Origin of the sequence: Streptomyces pinistramenti, from assembly GCF_020564935.1 — a bacterium.
Classification (GTDB): domain Bacteria; phylum Actinomycetota; class Actinomycetes; order Streptomycetales; family Streptomycetaceae; genus Streptomyces; species Streptomyces pinistramenti.
This window is the reverse complement of record NZ_JAJCXB010000057.1, coordinates 13,642-31,194: the sequence shown is the minus strand read 5'-3', so window position 1 is coordinate 31,194 and position 17,553 is coordinate 13,642. Positions and strand designations below refer to the sequence as shown.

Sequence of the window (17,553 nt, the reverse complement as noted above, 5' to 3'; positions counted from 1 at the left end):
GCCCGACAGCTACCTCCACGCCCGTCATCTCACCTCCCCCTGTTTCCCCTGGACTTGACAGGACGGCATCCAGGACCGGGCTCACGGGGCGCGTGTGGTGCGGGGTGCGGGGTTTACGGGTGGTACTTCTCCTCGACCGTGTCGGCGGCGCCGTTCTTGCGGTCCATGGTGACGCGGACGGTCACGCTGCTGGTCTTTGCGGCTTTCTCCAGCTGGTCCACGTTGCATTTCGTGGTGCCGTAGCCGTCCTTGCCAATGGTCACGTTGCCGTCGGGGTCGCCGCAGATCGCGGCCGCGCCGAGGACGGTTGTGGCGTTGGCGACGAGGAACGCCTGGTCCGTGCCGCCGCCTTCGGGTTTGACGATGAGCTTGCCGGGTGCGAGGTATTCCAGCTTGCCGACGAGTGTGAGGTTGTTGCCCGCGTGGGCGACGCCGCCCCCGGGGGGCGCGGGATGGCTGCCGGTGCTGCCGCCGGTCCCGGAGCCTTGGGTGGCGGACGGTGCCGTGGCGGGTTTGCCGGCGTCCTGGCCCTGCGTGCCGGAGTCGCCCGATGAGGAGCCGCCCGTGGACCGGTTGGAGTCCGGGGTCTGCGGTGAGCCGGACGCGGCCGGGGAGTCCGATGAGCCGGCGGCGCCCGCCGCCCCGGAGTCGGGCCCGCAGGCCGTGACTCCCAGGCTCAGCGCCGCCGCGGCGACAACGGCGGCGGCGATGCGGCGGGCGCCGCGGCCGCGGCGGGTGGCAGTGGCGGTGTTCATCGGATCTCCCGTAGCTCTGTTCTCTCGTCTTGCTCCCGGACGACAACCAGCTTCGAAGACCGGGCTGGCGTTCCGCTAACAGACGACTAATGCAGTGGGCCGGCGCCACGCACTTTACGGTCGATCACGCCGCTGACCTGCACCGATGCCACCACCGGAGGGATCCAACAGACTGCAGGGCAAGTGGTATCGCCCCTGGAAGACGCCCGGCCGGCCACAGGACTACTCCAGGACCGGCAGCAGCTCCGGCAGATGGCCGTCGGACGACAGCGCGGCCGCCTGCCGCTCATCGGAGACCGGGCCGTAGCCCGTCGTACGGGGCCTGGCCGGGCGGCCGGCCAGGTCGGCGATGGCGATCAGGTCCTGGATGGAGCGGTAGGAGCCGTAACTGGAGCCCGCCATCCGGGAGATGGTCTCCTCCATCAACGTCCCGCCCAGGTCATTGGCGCCGGAACGGAGCATCTCGGCCGCGCCTTCGGTGCCGAGCTTGACCCAACTGGTCTGGATGTTGGGGATGTAGGGGTGGAGCAGCAGCCGGGCCATGGCCGTCACGGCGCGGTTGTCGCGGGTGGTGGGGCCGGGGCGGGAGATGCCCGCGAGGTAGACGGGAGCGTTGGTGTGGATGAAGGGGAGGGTGACGAACTCCGTGAATCCCTCGACCCCCTTCTCCAGCGCGGACTGCTGGATCTGCGCCAGCAGCCGGAGGTGGCCGAGCCAGTGGCGGGGCTGGTCGACATGGCCGTACATCATCGTCGACGACGAGCGGATGCCCAGTTCGTGGGCGGTCTTGATGACCTCGACCCACGTGGCGGTCGGCAGCTTGCCCTTGGTGAGGACCCAGCGGACCTCGTCGTCCAGGATCTCGGCGGCCGTGCCGGGGATGGAGTCGAGGCCGGCTTCCCTGGCCGCGGTCAGCCACTCGCGGATGGACATCCCCGTACGCGTCGCGCCGTTGACGACCTCCATGGGCGAGAAGGCGTGGACGTGCATCCCGGGGACGCGTTCCTTGACGGCGCGCGCGATGTCGAAGTAGGCGGTGCCGGGCAGGTCGGGGTGGATGCCGCCCTGCATGCACACCTCCACCGCGCCGACGTCCCACGCCTGTTCGGCGCGGTCGGCGACCTGGGAGAGGGACAGGGTGTAGGCGTCGGCGTCCGTGCGGCGCTGGGCGAAGGCGCAGAAACGGCAGCCGGTGTAGCAGACGTTGGTGAAGTTGATGTTCCTGGTGACGATGTAGGTGACGTCGTCGCCGACGGTGGCGCGGCGCAGGTCGTCGGCGATGGTGCACAGGGCGTCCAGGGCCGGGCCGTCCGCGTGCAGCAGCGCCAGCGCCTCGGCGTCGGTGAGCCGGGTGGGGTCGTCGGCCGCCTGCGACAGGGCCTGGCGTACGTCGGCGTCGATGCGGGACGGGACCATTCCGGGCGCCGCGGCCTCGCGCAGCGCCTCCCAGTCGCCGTAGACCTCGTCGAAGTCGTCGCGGCGGTCGCCTGTGCGGCCCTCGGTGTCGATGGTGCGGTGCAGGTCCGTACGGCCCGTGGCGGCCATCGAGAAGCCCTCGTCGGGCTCCTGCCAGGGGCGGCCCACCACGGGGGCGTCCTCGACGGCCAGGCCCGTCTCCGGGTCGGCGAGGGCCCGGACGTGCGGCAGCAGACGGGGGTCGAGCCAGGGCTCGCCGCGTTGGAGGAACTCGGGGTAGATGGTGAGGCGTTCGCGCAGTGTGAAGCCGGCGGCGCCGGTCCGCTCCGCCAGGTCGTCGATGTGCGGCCAGGGGCGCTCGGGGTTGACGTGATCGGGGGTCAGCGGCGAGACCCCGCCCCAGTCGTCGATGCCGGCGCCGATCAGCAGCGCGTACTCGGCGTCGACGAGATTCGGCGGCGCCTGGATGCGGGCGGACGGGCCGAGGATGTGGCGGGTGACAGCGATGGCCGCGGCCAGTTCCTCCAGTTCGGCGTCGGGCATCCCGCGCATCGCCGTGTCCGGCTTGGCGCGGAAGTTCTGCACGATGACTTCCTGGATGCCGTGGTAGGCGCGGGCCGTCTTGCGGAGCGCGAAGACCGAGTCGGCGCGCTCCTCGTAGGTCTCGCCGATGCCGATCAGGATGCCGGTGGTGAAGGGGACGTTGGAGCGCCCGGCGTCCTCCAGGACGCGCAGCCGTACGGCCGGGTCCTTGTCGGGCGAGCCGTAGTGCGGGCCGCCAGGTTCGCTCCACAGGCCCGTCGCCGTCGTCTCCAGCATCATGCCCATGGAGGGCGCGACGGGCTTGAGGCGCTGGAGGTCCGTCCAGGTCAGCACGCCGGGGTTGAGGTGCGGCAGCAGGCCGGTCTCCTCCAGGACGCGGATCGCCATGGCGCGCACGTAGGACAGGGTGTCGTCGTAGCCGTGCGCCTCCAGCCACTCCTGGGCCTCGGGCCAGCGGTCCTCGGGGCGGTCGCCGAGTGTGAACAGCGCTTCCTTGCAGCCCATTTCGGCGCCCTTGCGGGCGATGTCCAGCACCTCGTCGGGCGAGAGGTACATGCCGTGGCCGTCCCTGCGCAGCTTGCCGGGGACGGTGACGAAGGTGCAGTAATGGCACTTGTCGCGGCACAGCCGGGTCAGCGGGATGAAGACCTTGCGCGAGTACGTGATCACGCCCGGCCGGCCCGCCGCCTCCAGACCGGCGTCCCGCACCCGGGCGGCCGAGGCGCACAGGTCCTTGAGGTCGTCGCCGCGTGCCTGGAGCAGCACCGCGGCCTCGCCGACGTCCAGCGCCACACCGTCGCGGGCGCGCCGCAGCGCGCGGCGCATCGCGTTCGCGGTGGGCCGCTCGGAACGGTTCGTTCCGTCGTCCGCCGACGGGTCGGCTTCTCGGTCGGATCCCTGGTCAGGTGCCTGCGCGCTGGAAGTCATCCCCCGAGCATACGAGCGGCATCCGACAGTCGGACGAGCGCGCTTACAAACTTGTCAGCAACTCCTCGGAGTACTTACGCGTAATGAACTCCATGGCGTGGCCGTCCGGGTCATCGATGTACACGCCACGGCCACCGTCGAGGTGGTTGATCTCCTGCGGTCCTGCGTGCCGGGGCCCGGCCCAATAGGCCAGCTGCTGCTCCTGGATACGGCCGAATATCCCGTCGAACTCCTCCTCCGTCACCAGGAACGCGTAGTGCGTGGGCACGAATTCGCGTCCGGCGGCGACGTGCTCGGCGTAGTCGAGGACCACACCGTTGTCGAGGGCGAGGGCCGCGAACGGGCCGTACGAGCGCGGCTCGGGGGCGTCGAGCAGCGCGGCGAGGAAGCGGGCGGAGGCGAAGCGGTCGGTGCTGTGCACGATCGTGTGGTCGAGTTGCGGCATGGTCTGCTCCTTGGACCTGCGTCTGCGGCCGCGATCTGCGGCCTGCGGTCCGCGCGCGGCGCACGTGGCCCTTGCGCGCTGCGACGGCCCGCAGTAACGACGCTACGACCACCGGGGACGCCCGCGGATCGGTCTCCGGTCCCCACCTCGGACGCCGTGCCGTACGCCGTTGGTCTTAGGGCACGGCCGCCCCGGTCTGCCGCCTGCTCGCCGAGTGACGTGTCACAGATACTGCGCGTAGTCGTCCAGCGTGCGCAGTACCTCCGCCTCGTCGGCGGGCGGCAGTTGCAGCACCACCTCGTCGATCCCCAGCTCCCGGTAGTAGGCCAGTTTCCCTGGTGTCGGGAGGACCGCGAACGGCACCACGACCGGTTCGCCCGGCCGCCCGGCGTCCGTCCAGGCGGCGCGCAGCGCGGGCAGCGTCCCGGTCAGGCCGCGGCCGCCGATCGGCAGCCAGCCGTCGGCGTAGTCGGTGACGTGCGAGAAGAGCTTGGGGCCCGCGGCGCCGCCGACCAGGGTGCGCGGCGCCCCGTGGCACGGCTTGGGGTGCGCGTACGACGCCCGTACGGAGCCGAACGCGCCCTCGTAGGAGGTGGGCTCGTCGGCCCACAGGGCGCGCATCAGCGCCATTCGGTCGCGCGTCAGCTCCCGCCGGGTCGACCAGGTCACCCCGTGGTCGGCGGCCTCCTCGACGTTCCAGCCGAAGCCGACGCCCAGGGTGAAGCGGCCGCCCGAGAGAAAGTCGAGGGTGGCGATCTGTTTGGCGAGGTCGACCGGGTCGTGCTGGGCGACGAGGGTGATTCCGGTGCCCAGGCGCAGCCGTTCGGTGACGGCGGCTGCCTGGCCGAGCGCGACGAACGGGTCGAGGGTGCGGCCGTACTCGCGCGGCAGCGGCTCGCCCATGGGAGCGGGAGTGTCCCGGCTCGCCGGGATGTGGGTGTGCTCGGGGAGATAGAGGCCGTCGAAGCCGCGCTGTTCCAGCTCGCGGGCGAGCCGTACGGGCCGGATCGTCTCGTCGGTCAGGAAGATCGTGGTCGCGATCCGCATACAGCGCGCACCTCCGCGTGAAGGGTGTGGGTGACCGCATGGTGCCCTACCGTCCACGGGTTATCCACAGCCCTTTCCCTCCGTGTCACACCCGCGTACAACAGTTTTCACGCGGTGACACACGGCGATACGCGGCGGTGGTGCGTGAGAGCGTGCCGTGCGGCGCGGGCGGCAGCGGCATCCATCAGGACGGGGGGCGGAAATGGACCGGCGTGAGGTAGTGAAACGGTCGGCGGTTGCGGGGGCTGCGGGCGCGCTTACGCTCGGTCCTGTGAGCTTCGCCGACGCGGCACCGGGTGCCGACGGCGGGTCGGGTGCCACACAGACCCGCAAGGTGCGCGGCCGGCTGCCTCCGGGCGCACCGGACTACGTCTACGTACCCGTCGAAGTGCCGCCCGGCGTGCGGGAGATCGCCGTCGCGTACTCCTACGACAGACCGGCGGTCCCCGAGGGCACGGTCGGCAACGCCTGCGACATCGGCATCTTCGACGAGCGCGGTACGGCGCCGGGCGGCGCCGGGTTCCGGGGCTGGTCGGGCGGGGCGCGCACGGAGTTCTTCCTGCGTGCCGACGACGCCACCCCCGGCTACCTGCCGGGCCCGGTGCGCCCCGGCCGCTGGCACATCGCCCTCGGCCCGTACACCATCGCCCCGCAGGGCCTGGCGTACGAGATCACGGTCACGCTGCGGCGCGGCGCTCCCGGGCGCACTCCCGCGCCGGTGTACCCACCCGAGCGTGCCCGGGGCCGCGGCCGTGCCTGGTACCGCGGCGACAGCCATCTGCACTCGGTGCATTCCGACGGCGGGCGCACCCCGGCCGAGATCGCCGCGCTGGCCCGCGAGGCCGGTCTCGACTTCCTCAACACCTCGGAGCACAACACCACGTCCTCGCACCGCGCCTGGGCCGGTCTGTGGGGCGACGACCTGTTGATCCTGACCGGCGATGAGGTCACGACCCGCAACGGCCACGTCGTGGCCATGGGCACCGACCCCGGGACGTTCATCGACTGGCGCTACCGCGCACGCGACAACGCCTTCGGACGGTACGCACGGGCCATCCGCCGGGCCGGCGGCCTGGTCATCCCGGCGCATCCACACGCGCCCTGCATCGGCTGCGGCTGGAAGTTCGGGCTGGCCGACGCCGACGCGGTGGAGGTGTGGAACGGCCCGCACACCCCCGATGACGACATCGCCCTCGCGGAGTGGGACAACGCACTGGTCGCGCACGCCCGCGGCGAGCGCGACCGCTGGCTGCCCGCGGTGGGGCACAGCGACGCGCACCGCGATCCCGATGTCGTCGGCCTGCCGCAGACCGTCGTGCTGGCCGACGACCTCTCCCGGCGTGCGCTCCAGGACGGCATCCGGGCGGGCCGGGTCTGGATCGCCGAGTCCGCCGCGGTCGGTCTGGCCTTCTCCGTCAGCGGGCCGCGCGGCGAACACGCCGGAATTGGCGGGCGTCTTGCCCTTCCCCGTACGGCGCCCGTCACCGCCCGCCTGGAGGTGTCCGGCGCTCCGGGCTGCACGGTCACCCTCCACACCGACCAGGGGGTGCTGCACACCGCCTCGCTGCCGCCGTCCGGTGCGGGCACGGTCAGCTGGCCCACCACACCCGACCGTGCCGCCTACATACGGGCCGAGATACGTCACCCGGCGACCACTCCCGGCCTGCCGGGCCCGCCGGCCGCCCTCACCAACCCGGTGTTCCTGGGCCGGGGTTGAGGCCGGCGACCGCAGCGCTCGCGGGATGCCGGGCACCGGAACCGGCACCAACTCCGGGCCCGCGCCCGGCCTGCGCCCCGGCCCGCACCCCTGCCTGCGCCCGGCCAGTCTCCCGGCCCGCACCCAGGCCCGCGTCCGGCGCCGGAATAACCGCAGGTGGCCGCCGGTTACGGCTCATCACGTCTGCCCTACCGAGGAGATACCCGATGCGCGCTCTCGTTGTCGATCACTCCGCACCCGGACGGCTCGCCCTGGGTACCGTCGCCGACCCGGAACCCGGCCCCGACGAGGCCCTGGTGCGCGTCGCCGCGATCTCGCTCAACTACGGCGAACTGCCCACGAACACCGGCGCCGCCGAGGGCGTGGTGCCCGGCTGGGATGCCGCCGGAGTGGTGGAGCGGGCGGCGTCCGGCGGGCGCGGCCCGCAGCCCGGCGACCGGGTCGTCACCCGCGGGCGCGGCGGCGGCTGGGCCGAGCTGCGCGCCGTCCACGTCGACGAACTCGCCGTGCTCCCCGACGCCGTCGGCTTCACCACGGCCGCTGCCCTCCCGGTGGCCGGCGTGACCGCGCTGCGGGCCCTGCGGGTGGTGGGTGTGCGGCCCGGCCTGCGGGTGGTCGTCACCGGCGCGTCCGGTGGCGTCGGCAGGTTCGCCGTGCAGCTGGCCCGCCTCGCGGGCGCCGAGGTCTACGCGCTGGTCGGCAGCGCGGCCCGCGGCGAGGGCCTGGCGGCCCTGGGCGCCGACCACGTCCTGACCGGCGCCGCGGAGATCGAAAGGCCGGTGGACGCGGTGCTGGACAACGTCGGCGGGCCGCTGCTCTCGGAGCTGCTGGGACACCTCGCCCCAGAGGGTGTCGTCGCGTCCATCGGCGCCACCTCCGGGCAGCCCGCGCCGATCCACCCCTATCAACTCGTCCCCAACCGCCTCACGTTGCGCGGCGTCAAGCTCGGCGACGGCATCGGCCACGACCTCGCCCACCTCGTGCGGCTGGTCGCGGACGGCCGCCTTGAGGCGAGCGTGGACCGGGTCGCCGACTGGTCCGAAGCGGGCAAGCTGGCGACCGCCCTGCTGAACCGCGAAGTACGCGGCAAGGCCGTACTCACGATCGGCTGACCCGCCGGCCCGCTCACCGGACCCCCCACCGGTCCGGCGGCACTGCCCCCGCCGGACCCGCCGGCGGGCGGCCGGGGCACCCCCGCGCCGCACGAAGGCCGCCCGTCCTCTGCGGGCTCCCCGCTCCCCGTGTCTCCGGTCCGGGGCCGGGGCCGGGGGCTACCTGAACCTCGACTCCTCCCCCAGCTAAGACAGGGGGATTCCTGGCTCACGTCGCCTGCGGCCCGGCGGGCGCACAGGTCTTACACGATCAGCACCAGCCGGGTGGAGACCAGCCCGGACCAGCATCACGCGCGCGGAGTTCTTGTCCCTGGGGGATACGGCTCCGCACACGGTGCAGGCATACGTTCGTTCCGAAAGAGGTAGTGCGTGCTCGGTTCTCGCTCCGCACTGCGCACAGTCCATCGTGGTGTGCGCTGGATGGACCAAATGCACGGCCCGGCCGTGCTTGCGGCACATGTCGACCAGGGCTCGCTCCGTCGCGCCGATCGCCGCGTCGGCGGCCTTGCGGGCCATGGCCGACTGGCGAGGAACTTCGGCCGGAAGTCCTCGACAGCCAGGGCGTCGTGGTCGCGAACGACCTTCTTGGCCCACTTGCGGGCCGTGCCCTGACGCTGCCTGGCGACCTTCTTGTGCAGCTTCGCGGTCTGCCGCCTGGCTTCGCGGTAGCCCTGGGATGCGGCCTGCCCGCGCCTGGGCCTCCTGCGGGCCATCATCCGCTGATACCTGGCCAGGCGCTGGGCAGCGGTCTTGCCGTGCTGCGGGTGGGGGAGGTCGTGCTCGTCGCTCGTGGTGGTCGCGGTCTCGCGTACGCCCCAGTCGATGCCGATCACACGGCCCGTGGCAGGCAGCTCCCCGGTCACGGTGGGTACGACGAAGGACGCGTGCCACGCTCCGGTGCTGTCCTGGTACACGCGAACGCTGGACGGGGGCTCGGGCAGATCCCGCGACCACACCACCGTCACCACGATGCCGCCCGCAAGGTGCAGACGGCCGTCCTTGAGACGGAAACCACGCCTGGTGTATTCGAGAGTCGGCAGCGCCTCGCGCTTCTGCTTCCACCCCGGCATCCCCGCCCGCTGCCGCTGAGGAAGCCGAGCCTTGACGTCCTTCAGCGCCTTGGCGCGGGACTTGCCGAAGTCGCGTATCACCTGCTGCTGCGGCACACACGCACCCGCACGCAGCCACTCAGTACGCGAACGCGCCTCCGTCAGCATCGCGGCAAGCTGCACCGGCCCCACACGTCGCCCTACCACCGGTCGCTCTGTTGCGCAGGTGCACGGCCTTCGACTTGGCCACGCACTCATTCCACACCCACCGGCACCGGTCCCACTCGGTTTCGAGCGCGGTACGGGCCGTGCGGGAGAGGCGAAGACGGTAGGTATACCGGGCGCGCCCGGCCCTCTCGCCCGGCTTCGCTTCCGTCGTCATGAACAGCAACCCACCCGGGAGGTCTGACAGTTGAGGCCCCTCACCCGAAAGTTTCCCGTCCGTTTTTCTGACGGACCGTCCCCGCCCTCACCCCGGCCAGACCACCGACTGCAGCTCGCTGTACGCGTGCAGCGCGTACGAGCCCACGTCCCGGCCCACCCCGCTGTACTTGAAGCCGCCGAACGGCGCCTCCATGTTCCGCCCGACGGTGTTGACGCCGACCCCGCCGGCCCGCAGCCGCCCGGCCACCCGGAAGGCCCGCGCCACATCGCCGGACCAGACGTAGTCCAGCAGGCCGTAGTCACTGTCGTTGGCGAGCGCGATGCCCTCCTCCTCGTCGTCGAAGGGGACCACCACGACCACCGGGCCGAAGATCTCCTCGCGCACCACCCGCATCGCAGCGGTGCAGTCCGCGAACAGCGTCGGCGCGACATAGAAGCCGCGCGCCGTGTCCGGCCCGTCCGGGCGCTCCCCTCCGGTGACCACCCTGGCCCCCTCCTTGCGCCCCAGCTCGATGTACGACTCGACCCGGTCGCGGTGCGCCGCGGAGATCACCGGGCCGACGACGGTGCCCCGCGCCCGCGGATCGCCGACCGTGAGCTGCCCTGCGTAGCGGGCCAGGCGCTCCACCAGCCGGTCGTGGATCCCGCGCTGGGCCAGCACCCGGGTCGGCGCGGTGCAGATCTGCCCGCTGTAGAAGGCGAAGGTGGTGCCGATGCCGGCCACCGCCGCGGCCAGGCCCGCCTCGTCGAGGTCGTCGAAGACCAGCGCCGCGCCCTTGCCGCCCAGCTCCATCAGCTGGCGCTTCATCCCGCGCCCGCACACCTCCGCGATCCGCTGCCCGACGGCCGTGGATCCGGTGAAGCTCACCATGTCCACGTCCGGCGACTCGACCGCCGCCGCACCGACCGCCGTCCGCTCGCCGGAGACCACGTTCACCACGCCGGGCGGCGCCCCGGCCTCCGCCAGCGCCTCCTGGAGCGCCTCGGCCATCCGGTACACCGACAGCGGGTCCTGCGGCGCCGGTTTGACGACGACCGTGTTGCCCATCGCCAGCGCAGGGGCGACCTTCCCCGCGGGGTTGGCCCACGGGTTGTTGTACGAGGTGATGCAGGTGACCACGCCGACCGGACGGCGGGCCGCGAACGCTCCGAAGACACCCGCCTTCCCCATCGGCCCGGCCTCGTTGATCTGCGGCGGCAGCGGCGTCTCGACGGGCTCCAGGGCGCCGCGCGCGTACCGCTGGAACCGCGCCAGTGACACCCCCACCTGCATCCCGCGCGCGGTGGCCGTCGTCGCGCCGCTCTCCGCCTGCGCCAGCTCCGCGTACCGCCCGAAGTTGCGCCGGATGATCTCCGCGGTGCGGTCCAGGACCCGGGCGCGGGTCTGTGGCGCGGTGCGCGACCAGGGGCCGAAGGCCGCGCGGGCCGCCTCGGCCGCCGCCCGCACCTGCGCACCGCTCGCCTCCGGCGCCCGCCCCACGACCTCTTCGGTCGCCGGGTCCAGCACGTCGTAGTGCCCGCAGTCCGGCTCGGTCCACTCGCCGCCGATGAGCAGCCGCTCCGCGAACTCCCCGCCCCGGCGGCTCACTTGGTGCTCACCGTCTCCGTGTCCCGGCCCGAGCGCAGCACCGTCCCTGGCACCGCGCCGGTCACCACGTCGTGCCGGATCGTCTCCACGCCATTGACCCGTACGCTCACGATGCCCAGCGCCTTGGAGTCGAGCCGCGGGCTGTCCCCCGGCAGGTCGTGCACGAGCGTGGCGGGCCCCGCGTCGATCCGCTCCGGGTCGAAGAGCACCAGGTCGGCGTGGAAGCCCTCGGCTACCCTGCCGCGTCCGCGCAGCCCGAACAGCCGCGCCGGATCGTCGGTCAGCATCCGCACCGCGTCCTCCAGACCGACGAGCTTGCGCCCGCGCAGGCAGTCCCCCAGGAAGCGGGTGGTGTAGGGCGCGCCGCACATACGGTCCAGGTGCGCCCCGGCGTCCGAGCCGCCCAGCAGGACGTCCTCGTGCTGCCAGGTATCCCGGCGCAGCGCCCAGCTGTCCGGGGCGTTGTCGGTGGGCATCGGCCACAGCACGGTGCGCAGTTCGTCCTCGGCGCAGATCTCCACCAGGCAGTGGAACGGCTCCTGGCCGCGTTCGGCGGCGATGTCGCCCACCACGCGGCCGCTGAGCCCTTCGTTGGCGGCGGAGTAGGTGTCGCCGATGACGTAGCGGTCGAAGCGGGCCAGCCGGCGGAAGATCCCGGCTTCCTCGCTGGTCGCGCGCCGCAGCATTTCGGCCCGTACGTCCGCGTCGCGCAGCCGGACGATGCGTTCGGGCACCGGCAGGCCGAGGATGTCGCCCCAGCCGGGGATGAGGTTGAGCGCGCAGAAGGTGCCCAGCGACATGTTCATCGGGGTGAGGATCGGCATGGTCAGCGCGACGATGCGGCCGCCGGCCTCGCGGGCGCGGGCGCTGGGTATCAGCTGGCGCGGTACCCGTTCGGGCACCGCCGCGTCGATGGTCAGCACGTTCCAGTTCAGCGGGCGCCCGGCGGCCGCGGTCATCGCCACCAGCAGGTCGATCTCGTCGTCGTCGAACCGGTCGAGGCAGCCGGAGACGATGGCCTCCAGCTGGGTGCCCTCGTGGTCGGCCACCGCGCGGGAGAGCGCCAGGAGTTCGGCGGGGGACGCGTGCCGGGAGGCGACGGGCGCGCCGTCGCCGTCGGAGTGGGTGGAGGACTGCGTCGTGGACAGGCCCCAGGCGCCGGCGTCCATCGCGTCGTGGAACAGCGCGACCATCGCCGCGAGCTGCGCTTCGGTGGGCTGCCCGCCGACCGCGTCGGGCCCCATGACGTGCCGGCGCAGCGCGCAGTGCCCCACCATGAAACCGGCGTTGACCGCGATCCGGCCCTCCAGGGCGTCCAGGTATTCGCCGAAGCCGCGCCAGTTCCAGGGCGCGCCCTCCTCAAGCGCCACCAGCGACATGCCCTCGACCTTGCTCATCATCCGCCGTGTGTAGTCGGCGTCGTCGGGCCGGTCGGGGTGCAGCGGGGCGAGGGTGAAGCCGCAGTTGCCGCCGGCGACGGTGGTCACGCCGTGGTTGAGCGAGGGGGTGGCGTACGGATCCCAGAAGAGCTGCGCGTCGTAGTGCGTATGCGGGTCGACGAACCCTGGCGCGAGGACGAGGCCGGTGGCGTCCTCGCTGGTCAGGGCGGGTTCGGTGACCGTGTCCCGGTCCGCGACGACGGCGATGCGCCCGTCCCGGATGCCCACGTCGGCGGCGCGGCGGGGCGCACCCGTCCCGTCCACGACGGTCGCGCCCTTGATCAGGTGGTCGAGCATGGCGTGGATCCCTTTCTCGGTGGGTGCGTGCGGGGCGAGCGGCGCTCCGTCGCGTACGGGGCGCCGCCCGTGCCGGAACGGGCCTGCGGGCTCAGCTGCCGCCCGCCGCCTGCCGGAAGCGCGTCGTGCGGTGCACCGGGTCGGTGTCGATCTTCGGGATGACGTGCTCGCCGATCAGCTTGATCGAGGTGAGCGTGTCCTCGTAGCCGATGCCGATGGGCAGTCCGAAGGAGAGCTGGTCGGCGCCGGCCTGTTCCCAGCGCCTGCACTGCCCGAGCACCTCGTCCGGGTCGCCGCAGATCATCAGCTCCTCGGCGATCAGCAGCTCGACCAGCTCCTCGGTGTACTCGGGCAGCAGCTCTGGCCACTCGGGTACGCCGTCGGGCCGCGGGAAGGTGTCGTGGTAGCGGAAGAGCAGCGACTGGAGGTAGTTGAGGCCGCCGCCGACCGCGATCTCGACCGCCTTCTTGTGCGTCTCGGCGCAGATGGCGGTGGAGGTCACCATCACGTTGTCGTTGACGAAGCCGCCGACCGCATCGGCCTCCTTGACGGCGGTCTTGTACGAGTCGACGACCCACTCCATGTCGGCGACCTTCTGCACGCTGAAGCCCAGCACGCCAAGACCCTTGCGCCCGGCCATCGCGTACGAGGACGGCGAGCCCGCCGCGTACCACATGGCCGGGTGCGAGGCCCCGTACGGCTTGGGCAGGACCTTGCGGGGCGGCAGTTCCCAGTGCTTGCCCTTGAAGCCGGGGTACTCGTCCTGGAGCCACATCTTGGGGAACTCCGCGATGGTCTCTTCCCAGAGTTCCTTGGTGTGGTTCATGTCGGTGACTCCCGGCATGAAGCCGAGGATTTCGTGACTGCCGGCGCCCCGCCCGGAGCCGAACTCGAAGCGGCCGCCGGAGAGGTGGTCGAGCATGGCGACCTTTTCGGCGACCTTCACCGGGTGGTTGACCGGCGCGAGCGGGTTGAAGATGCCGGAGCCGAGGTGGATGCGCTCGGTGGCGTGGGCGAGGTAGCCGAGGAAGACGTCGTTGGCGGAGAGGTGCGAGTACTCCTCCAGGAAGTGGTGCTCGGAGGCCCAGGCGTACTTGAAGCCCGACCGGTCCGCCTGGATGACGTACTCGGTCTCCTCCATCAGCGCGTGGTGCTCGGCCTCGGGGTCCGTCCTCGCCCGCGACGCGGGCACGTATCCCTGCACAAAGAGCCCGAATTCCAAGGGGGTTCACCGTCCCAGTGTTTTCTGACGTACCGTCAGATTCGAATGTGGTCGACTGTTCCACCGGCATCCGGGACCGTCAATACCTGACGAGGCATCAGGAGAGGCCGACGCCGGCCAGCCACCCGCCGTCGATGACGAACGGCTGCCCTGTGATGTACGAGGAGTCCTCGCAGGACAGGAAGAGGGCGAGCCTGGCGATCTCCTCCGGCCGGCCGATCCGCCCCATCGGCACCAGCTTCCGGTACAGGCCGTCCACGGCCCGCCGGGATTCCTCCGGGTCGGCACCCGGGGCGAGGCCCGCCGGATTCGTCATCGGCGTGTCCACCGCCCCGGGGCACACCGCGTTCACCCGGATCTTCTTCGCGGCGAGTTCCAGCGCCGCGACCCGGGTGAGCCCCAGCACGGCGTGCTTGCTCGCCGCGTACGCGCCGACGCCCGCCATGCCCGTCAGGCCCGTGTACGAGGCGGTGTTGACGATGGTGCCGCCGCCGGCCGCCGCGATCTCGGGCGCCACCGTGCGGATGCCCAGGAAGCAGCCGGTCTGATTGACCTGTACGACCTGCTGGAACTCCTCCAGCGGGGTGGACACCAGCTCGTTGAAACGCAGGATCCCGGCGTTGGCCACCAGCCCGTCGATCTTCCCGAAGGCGTCCTTGGCCGCGCCGACCGCCGCCTGCCAGTCCTCCTCCCGCGTCACGTCCAGCCGTACGTACCGCGCCGCATCCGGGCCCAACTCCGCGGCCAGAGCCGCACCCTGCTCGTCGAGCACATCCCCGAGCACCACCCGGGCGCCCTCCGCGGCGAACAGCCGCGCCTCCTGCTCGCCCTGCCCGCGCGCCGCGCCCGTGATGACGACGACCCGCCCGTCCAGCTTGCCCATGCCACTCTCCCAGCCTCGCGTGATGTGGGCGCACCCGGCGCCCCTGTCCCCACCGGCCACCGCCCCGCTCGACCGGGCCCGGCCTACTCCTCCAGGTGCGCCGCGACCTGTTCCCCGAACGCGGCCATCTGGTCGAGGAGTTCGGCGCGGTCGCGGCTGCGGAACCGCACCTGGATCTGGTCGACGCCCATCTCCCGGTACTCCCGCAGCGAGGCGGCGATCCGCTCCGGCGGCCCGGACAGCGTCCGCCGGCCCACCGCCCAGGACGCCTCGCCGACGTACAGCGGCTCGGCGATGGTGCCGATCTCCGCGGGCTCCGCGATCCCGGCCGCGGCCCGCAGCTTCCGCAGCCGCGCGATCTTCGCCGGCAGCTGCTCGCGCCGGTCACCCTGCGGCAGCCAGCCGTCGCCGCGCTCGGCGGCCCGGCGCACCGCGGCGGGCGAGGAGCCGCCCACCCACACCGGGGGCCGCGGCACCTGCACCGGACGCGGCGCCTGCCCGAGGCCCGAGAACGCGAACCGCTCCCCCGCGAACTCGGCGAACTCCTCGGGCCCCAGCGCCGCCTTCAGCGCGTCGACGGTCTCGTCCAGCACCGCACCGCGCCGCGCGAAGTCCACGCCGAGCGCCGCGAACTCCTCCTGGACGTGCCCCGCGCCGACCCCGAGGATCAGCCGGCCGCCCGAGAGCCGGTCGAGCGTGGCGTACTGCTTCGCACTGACCAGCGGATGCTTCAGCCCGACCACGGCGACATGGCTCAGCAGCCGGACCCGCTCGGTGACCGCGGCCAGATGCGCCAGCGTGGCGACCGGGTCGTACCAGACCGTCCCCATCGCCCCGGCCAGCCGCCGCGGCACCGCGACGTGCTCACAGCAGGCGACATAGGCGAACCCGTACCGGTCGGCGGCCCGCGCGATCTCCACCAGATCCCCTGGCCCCGCGTCCGCCTCCCACTCCTCGGCGAACAGCGTGCTCTGCGCCTGCACCGGCAGCTGCATACCGTAGGACAGCCGTCCTACGGGCAGTATCCGCACCATACGACCCCTCCGTAGTGTCCCGTCCGGCTCGGCTCAGCCCTCCCACAGCCCCTCCCCCGTGAGCCCCAGCAGCTCGATGGCGTTGCCGCGCACGATGCGTTCGACGACGTCCGGTGCCAGGTGCCCCATCTGTTCCTCGCCGACCTGCCGCGACTTCGGCCAGGTGGAGTCCGAGTGCGGGTAGTCGGTCTCGTAGAGGACGTTGCCGACGCCGATCGCGTCGAGGTTCTTGAGGCCGAAGGCGTCGTCGAAGAAGCAGCCGTACACGTGCTCGGTGAAGAGTTCGGACGGCGGGCGGAGCACTTTGTCGGCGACGCCGCCCCAGCCGCGGTTCTCCTCCCAGACGACGTCGGCGCGCTCCAGGATGTACGGGATCCAGCCGATCTGTCCCTCGGCGTACATGATCTTCAGGTTCGGGAAGCGGTCGAACTTGCCGCTCATCAGCCAGTCGGTCATCGAGAAGCAGCAGTTGGCGAAGGTGATGGTGGAGCCGACGGCGGCCGGCGCGTCCGCCGATGTGGACGGCATCCGGCTGGACGAGCCGATGTGCATGGCCACGACCGTGCCGGTCTCGTCGCAGGCGCGCAGGAACGGATCCCAGTGGTCGGTGTGGATGCTGGGCAGTCCGAGGTGCGGCGGTATCTCGCTGAAGCACACCGCCCGTACGCCGCGGGCCGCGTTGCGCCGCACCTCGTCGGCGGCGAGCTGCGCGTCCCACAGCGGGACGAGGGTGAGCGGGATCAGCCGGCCCTGCGCCTCGGGGCCGCACCACTCCTCCACCATCCAGTCGTTGTAGGCGCGCACGCCGAGCAGCCCCAGCTCACGGTCCTTGGCCTCGGTGAAGGTCTGGCCGCAAAAGCGCGGGAAGGTGGGGAAGCAGAGTGCGGACTGGACGTGGTTGACGTCCATGTCGGCGAGCCGGTCCGGCACGGAGAAGGATCCCGGCCGCATCTGCTCGTAGGTGATGCCCTCCAGTTTGATGTCGTCGCGGGAGTAGCCGACGGCGGTGTCGAGGCGGGTCAGCGGCCGGTGCAGATCCTCGTAGACCCACCAGTCGGCCAGCGGGCCCTCGTCGCCCGGGGCGCCCATCTTCGGCGCGAACCTGCCGCCCACGAACGTCATTTCCCTCACCGGTGCGCGGACGATCCGCGGTCCTGCTCCCTGGTACTTCGACGGGAGCCGGTCCTGCCACACGCGGGGCGGCTCCACCGTGTGGTCGTCCACCGAGATGATCTTGGGGAAGGTCTCCATGGTCTCCATGGGAGGTACGGTAACCGCGATCTGACGACCCGTCAGCAATGCGGACAAGGATGGCCCGGACGGAACGCGGGCACCGAAAAGGACGGTGCGCGAACGAACGGTGAAGAATCCGGGGGGAGGTCGCGGACCCGGAACCGGAGGGGCATCCTCGGCGGTGCACGGTGCAGCAGGGTGGGAGACGCGGGGGCGTCCGGAACGTGACCGAACGGGCATCCGGCGGCCCGAATCCGTACGGGCGCACGCCACGGAGCGCACCTCCGCGTACCGTGTCCCATTGTCATGGCCTCACCACCCCAGGCGGGCACCGGTAGGGCGGGGAGGGTTTGTGCACGCTCCGGCCCGCTACTGACGGAAGGGGCCCTGACAGGGCAGACTGACCGTTGCGCACGGCGGAACACGGCACACACCGCGCACGATTGGGACAGGGCAGGGGGT

At 72.1% G+C, this 17,553-nt stretch carries 12 protein-coding genes and 1 pseudogene; 2 read left to right on the top strand and 11 right to left on the bottom strand.

Features of this window, described 5'->3' with window-relative positions; genetic code table 11:
- Positions 1-113: 113 nt before the first annotated feature.
- From LIU39_RS28580 to LIU39_RS28565, 4 genes are all read right to left on the bottom strand, one after another.
- Positions 114-755: a hypothetical protein gene (locus LIU39_RS28580; RefSeq protein ID WP_227049815.1), complete on the bottom strand. Its 642-nt coding sequence runs from the start codon at positions 753-755 to the stop codon at positions 114-116.
- Positions 756-977: 222 nt separating this feature from the next.
- The gene (locus LIU39_RS28575) at positions 978-3,641 is read right to left on the bottom strand and encodes a bifunctional FO biosynthesis protein CofGH (protein ID WP_227049814.1); all 2,664 of its coding nucleotides are present in this window, start codon (positions 3,639-3,641) and stop codon (positions 978-980) included.
- 43 nt (positions 3,642-3,684) lie between these two features.
- The gene (locus LIU39_RS28570) at positions 3,685-4,086 is read right to left on the bottom strand and encodes a VOC family protein (protein ID WP_227049813.1); all 402 of its coding nucleotides are present in this window, start codon (positions 4,084-4,086) and stop codon (positions 3,685-3,687) included.
- A 222-nt stretch (positions 4,087-4,308) separates the two neighbouring features.
- Positions 4,309-5,133 (bottom strand): TIGR03619 family F420-dependent LLM class oxidoreductase, encoded by an 825-nt coding sequence (locus LIU39_RS28565; protein WP_227049812.1) that lies wholly within the window; start codon positions 5,131-5,133, stop codon positions 4,309-4,311.
- Between the two features lie 202 nt (positions 5,134-5,335).
- Here LIU39_RS28565 and LIU39_RS28560 point away from each other — a divergent pair, with 202 nt between their 5' ends.
- A complete protein-coding gene (locus tag LIU39_RS28560; protein WP_227049811.1) occupies positions 5,336-6,850 on the top strand; it encodes a CehA/McbA family metallohydrolase in 1,515 nt (504 codons plus the stop codon).
- Positions 6,851-7,056: 206 nt separating this feature from the next.
- Positions 7,057-7,962, top strand: coding sequence for a zinc-binding dehydrogenase (locus LIU39_RS28555; protein WP_227049810.1), 906 nt, complete (start codon positions 7,057-7,059; stop codon positions 7,960-7,962).
- A gap of 186 nt (positions 7,963-8,148) precedes the next feature.
- Here the strand turns inward: LIU39_RS28555 and LIU39_RS28550 are convergent.
- The 7 genes and pseudogenes from LIU39_RS28550 to LIU39_RS28520 form a co-directional block, all read right to left on the bottom strand.
- A pseudogene (locus tag LIU39_RS28550) lies at positions 8,149-9,393 on the bottom strand (RNA-guided endonuclease InsQ/TnpB family protein).
- Positions 9,394-9,480: 87 nt separating this feature from the next.
- Positions 9,481-10,983: an aldehyde dehydrogenase family protein gene (locus tag LIU39_RS28545; RefSeq protein ID WP_227049809.1), complete on the bottom strand. Its 1,503-nt coding sequence runs from the start codon at positions 10,981-10,983 to the stop codon at positions 9,481-9,483.
- A complete protein-coding gene (locus LIU39_RS28540; RefSeq protein WP_227049808.1) occupies positions 10,980-12,719 on the bottom strand; it encodes an N-acyl-D-amino-acid deacylase family protein in 1,740 nt (579 codons plus the stop codon). Before LIU39_RS28540 ends, LIU39_RS28545 begins: the two co-directional genes overlap by 4 nt.
- Positions 12,720-12,810: 91 nt before the next feature.
- Entirely contained in the window at positions 12,811-13,941 is a 1,131-nt protein-coding gene (locus LIU39_RS28535) for an LLM class flavin-dependent oxidoreductase (protein ID WP_227049807.1), read from the bottom strand.
- 97 nt (positions 13,942-14,038) lie between these two features.
- The gene (locus tag LIU39_RS28530) at positions 14,039-14,824 is read right to left on the bottom strand and encodes an SDR family NAD(P)-dependent oxidoreductase (protein WP_227049806.1); all 786 of its coding nucleotides are present in this window, start codon (positions 14,822-14,824) and stop codon (positions 14,039-14,041) included.
- 83 nt (positions 14,825-14,907) lie between these two features.
- Positions 14,908-15,858, bottom strand: coding sequence for a TIGR03619 family F420-dependent LLM class oxidoreductase (locus LIU39_RS28525; RefSeq protein WP_227049805.1), 951 nt, complete (start codon positions 15,856-15,858; stop codon positions 14,908-14,910).
- Between the two features lie 33 nt (positions 15,859-15,891).
- A complete protein-coding gene (locus LIU39_RS28520) occupies positions 15,892-17,109 on the bottom strand; it encodes an amidohydrolase family protein (protein ID WP_227049828.1) in 1,218 nt (405 codons plus the stop codon).
- Between the last annotated feature and the right edge of the window lie 444 nt (positions 17,110-17,553).